General features: G+C 48.7%; 10 protein-coding genes, 1 pseudogene and 1 riboswitch. Of the genes and pseudogenes, 1 reads left to right on the top strand and 10 read right to left on the bottom strand.

Annotation, left to right across the window (positions count from 1 at the left end):
• Positions 1-11: 11 nt before the first annotated feature.
• Entirely contained in the window at positions 12-470 is a 459-nt protein-coding gene (locus DESDE_RS03105) for a threonine/serine exporter family protein (RefSeq protein WP_014792580.1), read from the top strand.
• A 131-nt stretch (positions 471-601) separates the two neighbouring features.
• On the opposite strand, the pseudogene DESDE_RS03100 reads toward DESDE_RS03105, so the two are convergent.
• The 10 genes and pseudogenes from DESDE_RS03100 to DESDE_RS03055 form a co-directional block, all read right to left on the bottom strand.
• Positions 602-3,165: pseudogene (locus DESDE_RS03100) on the bottom strand (cation-translocating P-type ATPase).
• Between the two features lie 107 nt (positions 3,166-3,272).
• Positions 3,273-3,369, bottom strand: a riboswitch (NiCo riboswitch).
• A gap of 3 nt (positions 3,370-3,372) precedes the next feature.
• Entirely contained in the window at positions 3,373-5,010 is a 1,638-nt protein-coding gene (locus DESDE_RS03095; protein ID WP_014792579.1) for an alpha/beta hydrolase, read from the bottom strand.
• A gap of 165 nt (positions 5,011-5,175) precedes the next feature.
• The gene (locus DESDE_RS03090) at positions 5,176-8,670 is read right to left on the bottom strand and encodes an AAA family ATPase (protein ID WP_014792578.1); all 3,495 of its coding nucleotides are present in this window, start codon (positions 8,668-8,670) and stop codon (positions 5,176-5,178) included.
• The gene (locus DESDE_RS03085) at positions 8,657-9,886 is read right to left on the bottom strand and encodes an exonuclease SbcCD subunit D (protein WP_014792577.1); all 1,230 of its coding nucleotides are present in this window, start codon (positions 9,884-9,886) and stop codon (positions 8,657-8,659) included. The genes DESDE_RS03090 and DESDE_RS03085 overlap by 14 nt, the downstream gene beginning before the upstream one ends.
• 146 nt (positions 9,887-10,032) lie before the next feature.
• A complete protein-coding gene (locus DESDE_RS03080; protein WP_014792576.1) occupies positions 10,033-11,208 on the bottom strand; it encodes a M20 family metallopeptidase in 1,176 nt (391 codons plus the stop codon).
• Between the two features lie 18 nt (positions 11,209-11,226).
• The gene (locus DESDE_RS03075; RefSeq protein ID WP_014792575.1) at positions 11,227-11,703 is read right to left on the bottom strand and encodes a hypothetical protein; all 477 of its coding nucleotides are present in this window, start codon (positions 11,701-11,703) and stop codon (positions 11,227-11,229) included.
• The gene (locus DESDE_RS03070; protein ID WP_014792574.1) at positions 11,687-12,235 is read right to left on the bottom strand and encodes an RNA polymerase sigma factor; all 549 of its coding nucleotides are present in this window, start codon (positions 12,233-12,235) and stop codon (positions 11,687-11,689) included. Before DESDE_RS03070 ends, DESDE_RS03075 begins: the two co-directional genes overlap by 17 nt.
• Positions 12,236-12,376: 141 nt before the next feature.
• A complete protein-coding gene (gene rocF / locus DESDE_RS03065) occupies positions 12,377-13,282 on the bottom strand; it encodes an arginase (protein WP_014792573.1) in 906 nt (301 codons plus the stop codon).
• Positions 13,283-13,373: 91 nt separating this feature from the next.
• Complete coding sequence (locus DESDE_RS03060) at positions 13,374-13,904, bottom strand: endolytic transglycosylase MltG (RefSeq protein ID WP_014792572.1); 531 nt, start codon at positions 13,902-13,904, stop codon at positions 13,374-13,376.
• On the bottom strand, positions 13,901-14,557 hold the full coding sequence (locus DESDE_RS03055) for a sigma-70 region 4 domain-containing protein (protein WP_014792571.1): 657 nt from the start codon (positions 14,555-14,557) through the stop codon (positions 13,901-13,903). Before DESDE_RS03055 ends, DESDE_RS03060 begins: the two co-directional genes overlap by 4 nt.
• Positions 14,558-14,747: the final 190 nt, after the last annotated feature.

Raw genomic sequence — 14,747 nt, 5'->3', positions numbered from 1 at the left:
GAGTCGCATTTATGAATTGGACCGCACTTTATGCAAGTTTTTTTGCCACCATGGCTTTTGGAGTATTGTTTAATGTTCCTCGTAAAAGTCTCCTCACCGGCGGCCTCGTGGGGATGCTGGGCTGGGCTATCTTTGTAACCCTTACGGTGAATATGAAAATAAATATCATCACCGCCACTTTGTTTGCCGCCTTCAGTGTCGCTACCGTCAGTCAAATCCTTGCGCGACGGTACAAAATGCCGGTTACGGTCTTTAGCATCTCCGGCATCATTCCTCTGGTTCCCGGAGGGATGGCCTATGATACTATCCGGCAATTTATTGAAAACAATTATACGGAAGGAGTCCGTTTAGGCACCATCACCCTTCTCATCGCCGGCTCCATTGCCTTTGGGTTGATTTTCTCCGGTGTTATTACGGAAACCTTCAGTCGAAAAAGGGTATATCCTAAGCCGAATCTGCCTGGCCGGTGACCAGGAGCATCAGCCTATAATAAAAAAAAGGCATAATTCCCCTTTAGGGGAAATTATGCCTTTTCTTGTTGCCGGAGAGGGCAGGATTCAAACCTGCGTGTGTGATTTCGAATCCTTTGGTATAACCTGACTTAAGTCGGCTGAGCTCCTTCTGTATTATGGGGAATATTCCCCCGTTTGGTTAGTTTATTCACCAGCTTTACCAGCTCGTACCACAAGACCGACACAGCGGCCAGACCCAAAGCAGTCAGCAGCGAGGGCATGGGTAACGCAACAAGCTTTAAAATACCGGAGAGCGGCGTGTAAAGGATAAGGCCCAGCAACACCAGTGTGCCGATGTTGACCGCCCACATCACTCCGTCTTTGGCAAGGCGGCGGAGAGACTGGAATGCGAAGTCGTGGTCAGAGCTGTTAACCTGTACCAAGAACAAATTCGCCAGCATGACAATGGCAAGCCCCATGGAGCGGGCCGCGGGAGCATTGTCGGGGTTGCCCGCCAGCACCGTGAGATATGCACCAAATGAGGCTGCGAACACGGCCAAGCCTTGCAGTACGCTTTTGCCCAGCAAACCGCCGGTGAGCAGCTTGGCTTTCGGGTCGCGGGGGCGGCGTTCCATGATATCGGTTTCGGCAGGCTGGCGCTCCAGTACGATGGAGCAGGTGGGATCAATGAGAACTTCCAGCAGTACCACATGGAACGGCAGGAGTAATAGCGCAGCAGGGGCGATACCGAGGAATGGGGCCAGTAGGGATGCGAGGGCAATCGGAATATGGATGGTAAAGCCGTAACCCACCGCTTTGCGGATATTGTCATAGATGCGGCGCCCGTCCTTCACGGTCTCTACAATAGTGGTGAAGTTATCGTCAAGCAGGATAAGGTCGGCGGCCTCGCGGCTCACTTGGCTGCCCCGCTTGCCCATGGCGATACCAATATCGGCGTGCTTGAGGGCGGGCGCATCGTTGACGCCGTCGCCGGTCATGGCCACGATTTCACCGTTTTCCTTGAATGCCTTGACGATACGCATTTTGTGTTCTGGCACAACGCGGGAGAAGATGGAAGAAGTCTTGACGGCCTCCCGCAGCTCCTCGTCGCTCATGGCGTTAAGCCTATCGCCGGTGATGATGTCGTCGCCGTGAGGCCAACCGATTTTTTAGCGATAGCCGAGGCGGTGATACCGTTGTCCCCAGTAATCATTACTACACGGATGCCTGCCCGGTTACAGACGGCGATGTCCTCCTTCACTCCCTCACGCGGCGGATCAGCAAGGCCCACCAGCCCCAGCAGGGTCAGGCGGCAGTCGGTAATGGAAGCCGGAATCGCTGCTTCGCCAGCCAGCTTGGCCGTAGCGATGGCGATAACTCTTAGGCCCTGGCCGGAAAGCTCCAGATTTCTGCGTTCCGCCTCCCCACGCTGTTCATCGGTCAGATCGCAAACAGTAAAGATGCGCTCAGGACTGCCCTTGGCGGCAATCAGGATTTCGCCGTCATGTCGCCAGACATGACCCATCATTTTCAGTTCGTTGGTAAAGGCATACTCTGTAAGAAAGCCGCTTTCTTCAAAGAGGTGCTCCCGGGATATACCGTGAGCCTCGCAATAGGCAAGCATCGCCTTCTCCAAGGGATCATAGGTATCGGTCTCGCAGCCCAGCCCCATGATCTCCACCAGATTCTGTTCGTCTCCGAAAGCGACCCAAATATCCTGAACGGTCATCTGGTTCATAGTAATGGTACCGGTCTTATCCACACATAGTACCGACACCGCGCCCAGCGTCTTCACGCTGGGGAGCTTGCGCACAAGGGAATGCTTTTTTGCCAGCCGCCACGCACCCATGGAGAGGAATACGGTGAGGATGACGGGAAATTCCTCCGGAATCATAGCCATGGCCAGCGTCACGCCGGACAGAATGCTTTCCACCAGCCGGTCCATAAAGTCATGGTCCGGGATATTAAACCAAGTGAATACGCCGACCAATACGAACAGGATACCTGCGATGACCGCACAGGTCCTGACCAGCTTGCCGGTCTGCTTCTGGAGGGGAGTTTCCTCCTGTGGTGCGGCGGCTACGTTTTTGCCAATTTTACCGTATTCCGTGGATGCGCCAATCTTTTCCACCCGCACAATGGCCGTGCCCTGGATGACCAGAGTGCCGGCGTAGCAGTAGTCTTTCCTCCAGTAATCGACTGAAGGTTCCGCATTTTCCCCCGTCACTTTCCACACACCCTCGGCCTCGCCGGTGAGGGAAGATTCATCTACGCACAGGTCGGCACATTTGACCACCACGCCGTCTGCAGGAATCTTCACCCCTTCGCAAATCATCATGAGATCCCCGGGAACGAGGTCGGCGCTGACAATGGTCTGTTCCTTTCCGTCCCGGATGACCGTAACATGCGGTGCGGATAGTTCTTTCATGGCGTTCAGTGTTTTGTCAGTTTTCCATTCCTGAATCACGTTGATGCTGATCATGCCCACCACGAAGGTAAGCATGATCATGCCGTCCCTTGGCTCGCCCAGCACAAAGTAGATGGCTGCCGCCACCAGCAGCAGTAAAAACATCGGTTCACAGATAATATGAAGCGTCTTTCTGAGAAAGCTCTCCTTCCTTGGTGGGGTCAACTCGTTTTTACCGAATTGCTCCTGAAGCTCCTTGGCTTCGTCGGCGGTGAGTCCCGCCATACTTATGAGCCTGTTTGTCATAAAAGAATCCTCCATTTCGCCTTTCGACGTGTAAGATTTCTCTTATGGCACTCCATCTTCAAAAGTTGGTTGTTCCATCAGGGTATAAAAAACACCTGCGGAACAACTACTGTCCCACAGATGTATCGATAATCCATCTGCTGCCGCTCGTTAAAGCAGCCCGGCCCCACGCCAAAAAGGCATCGCCTGCTCAGTTAAAACGAGATACTACTGTAGCCGTACCGACTCGATCAGGAGGGAGCCTGCGGGGGTATCTTCAAACAATAGATCTAAGGATTTAACTTCGGCGAGATTTACACCCTCAAAAGAAGATAGGGGGAGTATCAGGCTTGCCAGCGGTGTCTTAACCGACCAAAAGTAAATTTTCTCTTCAAAAACCGGTGTGAAATCAAGCTCCCCTTGTGCTCTCATAAGTGTCTGTAATTGATCGGGTAGATTTACTCTGGCCGTATTGCCCTGAGCGTCGGTGATGCGTACTGCAAAGCGCTGATATTCCTGATGTCTATTCTTTTCATCCGCGGCATCAACCACAAGATCGAGAGCCAATGCGGCATATTCCTTCCAGTCCGTCACTGATGGGGCTAGTTGAAAAACCCCGGGAGCGTCCGCCCAACCCAGCTTCAAAAGCTGTCGGGATTGCTGCGCTCCCTCTCCGAAGGTGATGGTGTCCACCAATAGCTCGTCTTGCTTAAAATACCAGGCATCTTTCTTTGTTTCTGCCTGCAGGTTTTCTGTGGTATAGCCGGCTGTATCCCCAGCCGCCAACAACACCCTGCTCTGAGCGTTTCTGTAGAGCACCGAGGCCTTCCTGCCGAACATTGTCTCGGGCTGAGCTTTATCAGGAGGTAAAAGTGATGCCTCCTTTTGCAGGGTGAGGTAAAAGAAATCCGCCGCAAATGCTTGTAAGAACGCTTCCTGCTCCTCTCGAGCCAGCTGATCCGAGAGATCCATGGTTGAAGCCAGCATCCCCCCATCATTGCGCTGAATGTTACTGTTAAAATAATTATGATTGGCTCCTTTGAGATAGACCGCCAGGTGTTCTCCTTGTGTCTTCTCACCCAGTACGTCGTACAGAGCAAAACCGTCCAGTCCAATCACATCACCATCGTACTCGGGAATAATCAGAGCGACTTGGGCGTCCGGCCAGGTACGGTCGGCAAACAGGAAGGTCGGTGCAATGCAGAGCAGTGCGCGGGCCGGCGTTCCTTCATTTTGCATATCCTCGGCAATGTCAAAAATAGTTTCACCACCTCGGGAGTGTCCGATTAAGCCAATCTTGCCAAAGTCAATTTTTCCAGCAAGCTCCACAGGATAGCCCTTTGGCTCACCCTTTTCTGCCTGCATCAAACTCTTTAAATGCTCCGCCGCCAGATACTGGGATTTTTCGCGATCATCATTATCACCATATTTCCAGGTATAAGCTTTGCTCATATCCATGGATACCGCTACAAAACCCTGTTCGGCCAGGGCCTCAACCAAATAGCGATAACCTGTGTCAAAGCGAAGGTTTTCGTTATCATTTGAATGAGAGCCGTGGGTAATGAGCACCAGAGGGAAGGGTCCCGAGCCCTCAGGAACACCGATTATACCATTGAGGTGATAAGGCATCTTTTTGCCTGCAGGGGATACATAGGTGCCTGTGCCAACATCAAACTCCTGTACAGTATAGGGGTATTGCGATGTCGCAAGGCTATTCATATGAACCCTTTCCAGATTGACTACTGTTTGCGTAGGATTAACCTTATGGTCGGGTTGGGCATTGCCGCCGGAAGCCGTCGTGCTGATGCCGCATCCGCTCATTAAAAGGGCTGCGCAGAGAGCAAAAATACTCAGCTTATTTTTCATGCTATCCTCCATTTCATGAGATACAAGAGTACCCCCCTTTAGACGTGTCAAAGTAAGCATTCCTTTCGCTACTCAGGCTTTTTCTTGTTGTTCCGCCTTTTCACGTCCATGTTTTTTACTGTTTACCTCTCATTGGGGGCCTATGGCCGCATGATATTATTCTATTCAACTGACTTCGATGGCAACCTTGCTCCCTCCCATCCCAGCTTGGGCCGGGGTAACCATGAGCTTAACCGGCACTCTGTTCTTAATCGATTCCACATGGCTGATGATGCCCACGGATAACCGGTCATGATGGAGCCTTTCCAAAGAATCCATCACCACCTCCAGGAGGTTGTCATCCAGGGTTCCGAAGCCCTCATCCAGAAAGAATAACTCCAGGGGTGCCGTTCCCTTGAGCTGAATTTGTGCGGATAGGGCCAGGGCCAGGGATAAGGAGGCCAGAAAGGTCTCCCCTCCGGATAAGGTACTGGCATCCCGTTGAGCTCCGCCGTTCTTATAATCCCGGATCAGGAATTTTCCGTTTGGATCCACTTCCAGGCCATAGTTTCCTCCGGTAATCTCTTTGAGTCGCTTACCGGCTTCAATGGAGACGTATTTCAGTTGGTGGGCCGCTACAAATTCAACGAATCGCTTCCCTCTGAATAATTTCTCCAGATCCCGCAAAAGGCCCAGTTGACGTTCCAGCTCAGCTTGAGTCTTAAGAAGGTCTTTTTTCTTGATCAAATTCTCCTTCATGGTTTTTACATGGGTTTCGATCGTAATCTTACTTTCCTCCAGTGTTTTGAAGAGGGTATCTTTTTCTTCCCTGGCCCTTTGAATCTGCTCCCATTGTTCGGCGCTCAAGCTTCTGGCCCCAAGCTTTGTCTGCAGGTTCCCGATAGCCCCAAGGAGCTGTATTAAGGAATCCTGGTAGTCCTTGACCTTCCTTTTGAGTTTCTCGATCTCAGTTTTATCCAACAGATGGCTCTTCGCTTCCTCACTATCCTTGATCTGCTCCTCCTGAAAAACCTTATCCAGGGATTCCTTATCTTTTTGGCTCCTTTCCATCAGGCCTTGCCGGCTGTTGTGAGCCGATTGCAGGCGGATATAACACTCGTTGTACTGCTTTTCTGTCTCGTTTTTCCTTGTTTCCGCCTGGGTGTAGGCTTGTTCAATCCGGGTTATTTTTTCTGTGATCTCCTTTTGATAGGCTTCTAAATTCTCGATCTCACCCACTTTGGCTTTTATGGCAGTCTGCTTGTCCTGGATAAAGCTCTCTTTCTCTTTGAGGGTCCCCAGGCTTTCCTTCAAGGATTCTTTGAGGGCGGACAGTTCTGTGCTGAGACATTCTTTCCTGGCTTGAGCTTTTTTTAAAGTTTCTCTTAATACTTTAAGCTCACTCTCCAGTCCGGCCTTCTCCTTTTCCTTTACGGTGATCTCCTGATGCTCATGCTTAATGTCCTGGATACCCAGCTCAGCCTTAAGGGCAGCCAGTTCCTGCTCATAAGCTTCAACTTTAGATTTTGCCAGCTCAAGGTTCTTCTCCCGGCTCTCCAATTGGGCTGTCTTTTCTGTTTTAAGGGTGTTTTGTTCATTTAGTTTTATAGCCAACTGGTTTTTCTCTTGGGTCAGCCGGTTGATTTCTGCTTCCAGATGGCCTTTTTGAGCCGTATATCCGGATATTCCTTCCCTTAATGCCTCAAATTCCTTCTGCATAGCATCAGGATCATAGGCCTTGTACTCTTCTCCCATGGCTGCAGCCTTTTCTCTCACCTCTTTCAGGGTGTTCTCTAGGGTCTTGATCTGCTCCTGGGTCTTGATGATCTCCTGATACAAGGTTTGATCCTGATCTTTGCTTTCCCTTAAGGCAGCTTGGATCTCCTCGGTATTTAAAGTATCAAAAGTATTCACCGCCTCAAGCTGATGGTGGGTTGACCCGCACACCGGGCAAGCTTCTCCCTCAATCAAGGCAGAACGCAATGTATAGGCCAGGTTTTCCCTTTCCACTTTCTTAAGAGCGTTCTCCAGCTCGGTGATTTCCTGTACCAACTGAGCTTTTTTCTCTTGGGCGGTACTTAGCTTGGGCAAGAGGCCCTGGATATCCTTTTCACCCTGACTGATCGCGGCAGAATACTCATGATGTTTAGCCCATTGGTCCTTAACCTGATTGAGCTTTTCCTGCAGGGCAACCAGGGTCTCCGAGTCTCCTGGGCAAGCTTCTATTAAATTCTGAAGGGTTAAAGTAACTCCTTGGAGTATCTCTGTCTTGGCATCCAGCTCTTGCGAATATTCCAGTCCCTTGTCCTGAGCCTCCTGAAGCTGTTCTTTGATGGTTTTGACCTCTTCCCCTAAGCTAATGACCTGTTGTCCGGCCTCTTCCCAGCGGCTGAGGGTGAGAAGGGCTTCATTGATCTTCCGCTTAAACTCCTGGCCGATCGTTAATGTTTCCGCCCTTTGCTCTTGATCCTGAATATCGGCATTGACCTTGGCAATAAACTCTTCACCTTTATTGATCCGGCCCTGTTTTTCTTCCCGCTCTTTTTCAAGCCGGCCAATATTCTCTTGAAGAGAGCCCTTTTCCTGGATGAGGTTCTCCAGTTTCTTTTTTTCCTCGATGGCGTCGGCTGCATTCTGTTCACGCAGCCTTAAAGCAGGGAGCTCTTTGTCTTTTTGAGTTCCCGCTTGTTCCAACTGGGTCTCAGCTTCTTTTTTCTTCAAGGCTAAAGCTGCAGTGTCCTTTTCCAATTGGGCCACTTGTTCCTGGGTTGTTGCGATTTTCCCCAAAGTATCTTCATATTGATCCAGATAAGGCTTAACCCGCAGGGACCGTTCACCAAGTGTTGCTTTGACTTCGCTTTCCTTCATCTCGGCTTCCGCTTTTTTAAGGTCAGCCTTTTGAGCTTCCTGTCGGTTCAATTCCCCTTGCAGCTCCCACACTTCTTTCCCATGGTTAAAGTCCTCTTCCGCCTTTTTTAATTCTTCCCGGGATTGGGCCAGCTGTTCCTTAAGGGAGGCTAATTCCTTGTTCTTCTCTTCAAGAAGCTCTTCACTGCACTCTTCATAGGATTTGAGCTGACCTTCCAGGATATTGGCTTTGTCTAGCTCTTGCCGGATTCTTGTAGCTAAGCGGGAGGACAGTTCATCGCCGTATTTTTGCAGATTAAACAGCCTCTCCAGCATCTCTCTCCGGTCTCTTCCCTCCAGCCTTAGAAATTCGCTGAACTTTCCCTGAGGCAGAACCACGGTCCGGGTGAAATCCTCCAGGGTCAAGCCGATGATTTCTTCGCTTCTTTTGGTAACTTCCCTGACCTGTTCCTCTAAAACTATCTCCCCTTCATCGGTTAAATGAAGGACTTTCGCTGAATGGGTACGCACATTGCCTGTCTTTTTATCTCTGCGGAACTCCCGATCCACTCGGTACTTTTGGGTATCCTTCTCCGCAATCTGAAACTCATAGCTGACCTGCAAGGATTCGCAGTTGGTGTTCATATAATTGGTACTTCCCCGGGCTACTGCGCCATAAAGTGCCAGGGTGATCCCGTCCAGGATGGTGGATTTGCCGCTGCCGGTGGGTCCGAAGATACCAAATAAGCCTTTGCTGGTGAGCCTTGAGAAATCAATTTCCTGGGTATCGATAAAGCTATTCAGCCCTTTGATCTTCAGCTTAATGGGTCTCATGGGTTTCTTCTCCCTCCTGTTCCTGGATAATGGATAACAGCAAATCCACAATCTCCTGTTGAGGTTCTACAGCCCTCTCTTTAAGATAAAATTCCTTGAAGATATCCTCAATTTTCTTATCAGCAAAGCTATCCAGAACAAATTCCTCATTTTCCCTTTCGGAAAGAATCGGCAAAATCTCCAGGATATCTTTCTTGGTGCTTCTCATGAGCTTGATCTCATCTTCCCGTATATAGCGGTCCGTATTAACTTCCAGGTACACCCAGCACTCCCTGTCTTTATTCTTTTCACATTCCTCCAGAGCCCACTCAATGCTTTCACACTTCCAGATTTCAATCGGCTTGTACACTTTAAAGTCGACCTCTTCGAGAGTGTACTCCTGTTGAGGCTTCAAATCCACAATGAAGCATTTCTTAGCAAAATGGATCTCTTTTTTATTGTAATGAATGGGAGAACCGGCATAGCGTGCTCTTTTGTCCGTTCCCTGGACGATTTGAGGCTTATGTATATGACCCAGGGCAATATATTGGGCTGCCTTGGGAAAGCATCTGCCGTCAACAATAAAGCTTCCCCCCAATTGGATGCTTCGTTCTGAGCCTGACTCTTCGCTTCCCGTAGCAAAGAGATGGGACACCACAATATTAATCGTGTCTTCTCGAAATTTTTCACTAAGATTATCGAAGAGCAATTTAATTTTATCGCCATAGATTTTTAATCGTTCCTCTTCTTCATCCATGGCATCATAGAGGACTTCGTTGAGCCTTTTTTCACTGGGATAAGGTACAGTGAGGATTACGGCTTTTTCCCCGTTGATATCAACCTCTACAAAGCCTTCTCCCGAATCGATCACCCGATGTCTGCCATAGTCACCTTGGGCAACAATGGTCTTGGGTGTTCCCACCATAATAATCCCATGATCCCTGGCCAAAGGCCCTGCTGCCACCAAGCGTTCCGGGTTGTCATGATTACCGGCTATAACTAAAGTAAGCCGCTCACCATGAGCCGATAATTTTTTTAATGTGTCATAAAACATTTTCTCCGCTTTGGCCGGGGGGTTGGGACTATCATAAACATCTCCGGCGATGATGACTAAATCCACCTGTTTTTCCTCAACAATATCTATGAAATCCTTCAGGAAAAGCTCCTGCTCCTCCATCCGGCTCAAGCCCTCTAAATTCTTGCCTAAATGCCAATCGGAAGTATGTAGAATTCTCACGCTTCCCCATCCTTTCTCTTTGCTGAAACATCCTACTCTTTAATCCATTATAACGTATAGGCCGGACAAAATACTGACTAAAATCATCACTAAAGAAAAAGCCGCTGCTTCAACCCAAAAGCAACGACTTTTTTCACGGAATGTTACTATTTCGCAGGGACCCGGGATTTCAATTCCCGTTTGGCGCGACTTAACAGCTTGGGGACACTTAAGATATCCCAGCCGGTAAGGGCTAAGGCTTGAATAGCCAGTAAAAGCAGACGCTCTCCCGAAGCGGAAAGACAGGTCTGGGCAAAATCACGGGTATGAGGTATGTTCATGCCTCCCCCAAGAGTTAAGTAAGGATGGATAGCCGGGATAAGCCGGCTGACATTTCCCATATCCACAGAACCCATAGCGTATTGGGGAGGAGAGATATTGCGAACTCCCAATTCCCGCAGGTTATCTTCAAAAATTCCGGCTAAGGTGCGATTGGTCTGCATTTCATCGTAGGAGTTCTCAAACATGCTCCAGGTGACTTTGGCCGAGACCTGGGCTGCCGCATCCTGGGCACAGCGTATGACCTGTTTTCGAATGGTATTCAATACCTTCCTCTGGCGTGCCCGCAGATAAAACCTTGCTACCGCCCGTTCCGGTATCACATTAGGTGAGGTACCGCCTTCTGTGATAATTCCATTAATATAAGCATCGTGGGGGAGATTATCTTTTAACTGGTTTATCTTATTATAAAAATCAATCAGGGCGTCTAAGGCATTCACACCATAATAAGCAGCGGCTACGGCGTGGGCAGGTCTTCCTATAAAAACAAATTCCAGAGCATCCAAGGCTAAAGAGGAGATGCTTGTAACATTCTGGCTGCCAGGATGAAACATAAGAGCAGCATCCACCCCTTGAAAGGCCCCTTTATTCACTAATATGACCTTTCCGCCGCTGGTTTCCTCGGCAGGACTTCCCACCACCCAGATCTCACCGGGCAATTCAAGGCTTTTGCTTAAAGTGATGGCTGCACCCACGCTGGCCGCCCCGATCAAATTATGCCCGCAGCCATGACCGATTCCCGGCAAAGCATCGTACTCGGCAAGAAAAGCAAGCCGCGGACCAGGTTTATAGCCCGAGAAGCGGGCGATAAATGCCGTCTCTAAACCGGCTGCCGGCTGTTCAACCTCAAATCCATGGCTTTTAAGCAGCTGGGTTAAGGTCTCCACCGCAAAATATTCTTGATACCCAAGCTCCGGATTCTCGCCAATTAGGCATGCGGCTTCCCAAGCTTCTTTCCAGACGATACGAGCTTGATCTCTAAAGAACATCTTAAGGGCGTCCATTGAAACAACTCCATCTCTTTAGGAATTCCCATTAAATGCTTTTCTCTTAAGTTTATTATCTCGTATTCCTTCAAAGAGGACCCATGAAAACAAGATACCCATCACAGCTAAACCGTATTGCTGCCATAGGAACTGATATCCTAGTTTTAGATTCGAGAGAATGGCGAGGGTATCGAAAAGCCAAACCCACCTATCCTGGAACCAGGCCAGAATGGGAATATTGGCGGTAAGCCACAGAACAAGGGCATTTAGCCCACCACCCAGCCAAGATCCCAAAAACCAATTGATGAGGAAGAGGCTTAAGGAAAGGACAAAAAACGTGCTTAAGAAAATGATCCCCCATTTTCTACGTTGCATAGCTAAGCGCTTTTCCTGAAAATCCACCGGAGCAGCAAGAATCTGGTCCATAATCCTCATCCGCATTCCTTGTAAGGGCTCTTGAGCTATCGGCTTATCATGAAATACCGACTTGAGTATATCATCCATTTCCTTCATAGCCATTCCTCCTTTCCATGATTTGGCGAAGTTTCTCTTTGCCGCGATGGAGGTGAGTCTTTACTGAGCTGATCGGAATATTTAACACTGTGCTTATCTCTTCATAACTTAGCTCTTGTTGATAGCGCAGATAGAGAGCTTGCCGGTAATGCTCGGGCAATTCTTCCAGGATGGCTTGAACATCCAAGGCCTGCTCTTTGGCCAAATAGGCTTCCTCCGGTCCCACGTGATGATCCACCAGGTTTTCATCGATACTTAAAGGGATTTCCCGCTTTTTCTTGCGCATGAGATCGATGGCCTTATTTCTGGCAATAGCATAGAGCCATGCCCGAAAAGTGTAGGAGGATGAATAACGCCAAAGATTCCGATAAGCCGCTAAAAAAGCTTCTTGGGCACAGTCAAAAACTTCATCCTCAGTGCCCAGTATCCCACGCAAAAAATGAATTAAGGGTTCTTGATAACGCTGAACCAGCAATCCGTATTGCTCATGCCTTCCCTTGAGAACCTGCTGAATTAATTCAGCATCTTCCATAATGACGAGCAGCTCCTGTCTCTTCTTTCTACCTCTCATTATGTTTTACGTTTCCATACATAAAAAAGTTTCATTATTATCATTTTAAGCCGTATTCACGGATTGTGCAATTGAACTTTCTTTAGATGGGATTTTGGTGAGTCATGGATAAATCTTCTGTCCAAAAGCTGAGCCGATGAGGCCTACGGCTAATTCTGCGGTCTTATTTTGTACATCCAGAATGGGGTTGACCTCCACTACATCCATACTCAGCAGGCATTGGCAATCGGCAACCATCTCCATGGCCAAATGAGCTTCCCGATAGGTTATGCCCCCCTGCACTGGGGTTCCAACACCAGGAGCTTCACTGGGATCCAGCACATCCAGATCAAAGCTGATATGGACTCCGTCAGTGCCTTGATTGGCAATCTCCAGCCCTTGACGAACCACTACTTCCATCCCCAAACGGTCAATATCGCTCATGGAAAACACCGTAATTTTAGATTGGCGGATCATATCCCGCTCTTCATCATCAAAGTCCCTGGCCCCGATGATCACAGTGTTCTCTTCCTTGATCTTCCGGTCAGCCCCACCAATGCGGACTAACTCCTCAACCCCAATACCATTGGCTACAGCTAAAGGCATTCCATGAATATTGCCGCTGGAAGTGGTATCCACGGAGTTATAATCGCCATGGGTGTCGAACCAAATAACTCCAAACTGCTTACCGCTGGCAGCACACCCCGCTAAAGAACCTATTCCTAAGCTGTGATCTCCCCCGATGACTAAGGGAATCACTCCCTCCTTAATGGCTTGAGCCACCAGGGGATAGAGCTTTTCGTTGACTTCTGAAATCTCCGGGAGATATTTGAGCAGAGGATCTTTAATTTCCCGGGTCTCGGCGATAGGGACATCAATATTGCCCACATCCTCCACTTCCCAGCCCAACTTTTTTAAACGTTCATGGAGCCCTGCATAGCGAATGGCACTGGGTCCCATATCCACTCCTCTCCGATCCGCTCCTAAGTCGATAGGTACTCCAATGATGCGTACCTTTCTTCTTTCCATCGACAACCCCTTCTTTCATTTTAATTCTTCTATTAACTTTTCAAAGAAGAAGGTTTTATATACAGAAAAGCAGCAAGAGCAATTCCTTCTCTTACTGCTTAGGGATTAATTTTTTCAAAATCTCTTCTGTATCCATACCTTCAGAGAGCTCAAAACTTCCTGTTCGAAAACGACCGGCGAGATTTTTCTGCTTAACTAAATTCAAAAATTCTTCTTTCGAGGATATCCATCCTTCGGCAAGCAGAAGGTCAGCAATTTTATCTGCAGTAGACCCTGAAGGAATGACAAAGGTTTGGGTGGGCTTGCCGTTCTCAGCATCGGCACTTGAAGGGTTTCTTGAATTCGTATCCGGATTCTGTACAGGGTTTTCTCCCGTCTCATCAGGCTTTACTGGATTTTCAGGGAGCTCTGGATTGTTACTCCCCTCCTTGTTCTCATCTTCATCCTGACTCGGAACCTCACCCTGATTCTCATTGCCCGGTGTGTTACGGCCGGGGCCGGTTTGCTCCGGCGGTGAACTCCCGGCAAAGTTAATGCTTACAGGAGGGACCACCATGGCCAGAAGAGCGCTGAGTATCAGCCCTGAACCCAGTCCCAATAGATAGGAGCGGGATAGTTTCATGATCTCAGCCCCTTTCCTTGAGGGGCTGTACGCAGAACCATAGTGACCGCATCCCGGCTGATGGCCAAATGGCCGGCAATTTCCGCTACGGACCAGCCTTGCTGATCAAGCTCCAAAACCCATTGATACTTTTCCGGGAGCATGGGAGATGGAGACTCCTCTTCAACGGACAGGAAGGAAGGACTATATTGGGGAAACTTCGTAGTCTGAGCCAGAGTCTCCAAAGGAGAATCGGTCGGGGCATTGCTGTTGTCATAAAGACGATGATAGGGGTTGACCCCTTGAGCTGAGTTCAAAGGATTGGCTGAGAAGTAAGGCTGGGGGTTCATCTGGGGTTGAGGTTCAGCCTGAGCAAAAGCGTCCTTAGCTAAAGTGGTTAACCGATTAATACTAACCTTCTGGGTATTAACCTCCGTGCGGAGATCTTCTTGAACATTTTCGTTGCGAAACAGCCTCAATTCATGATCTCCTAATTGAGTTTCAACTTCCCGAAGACCTTTTTGAACTTTACTGATCTCCTTTTTTACTCCGGCTAAACCTTGAAGGATGGTGAGTATTTCCGGGCTGGTTTTGCCGGAGGAATTCCCCATTCTCACAGCCCAAATAAGACAAAGCACTCCTGATATAAACAAAAGGACGGGTAAAAGAGTCATGCGGTATTCCCTCCTAATTTTTCGCAGACAAGCATAGAGTAAATATTATTCGGGACAATACCTAACATTTCCTTCTTTTTCGGCAAATCCGGTTCTTAATCCTTCATTGGGAGTAGCATTTGTCAAAGTCAATTGGCTATAGAATGTTATACAAATATGTAATATAATGTTAGTGATATTAAAATTAAGG

The organism is Desulfitobacterium dehalogenans ATCC 51507 (assembly GCF_000243155.2).
Lineage (GTDB): Bacteria > Bacillota > Desulfitobacteriia > Desulfitobacteriales > Desulfitobacteriaceae > Desulfitobacterium > Desulfitobacterium dehalogenans.
Note: the sequence above shows the minus strand (reverse complement) of the source record. Positions and strands in the feature narration are given on the sequence as shown.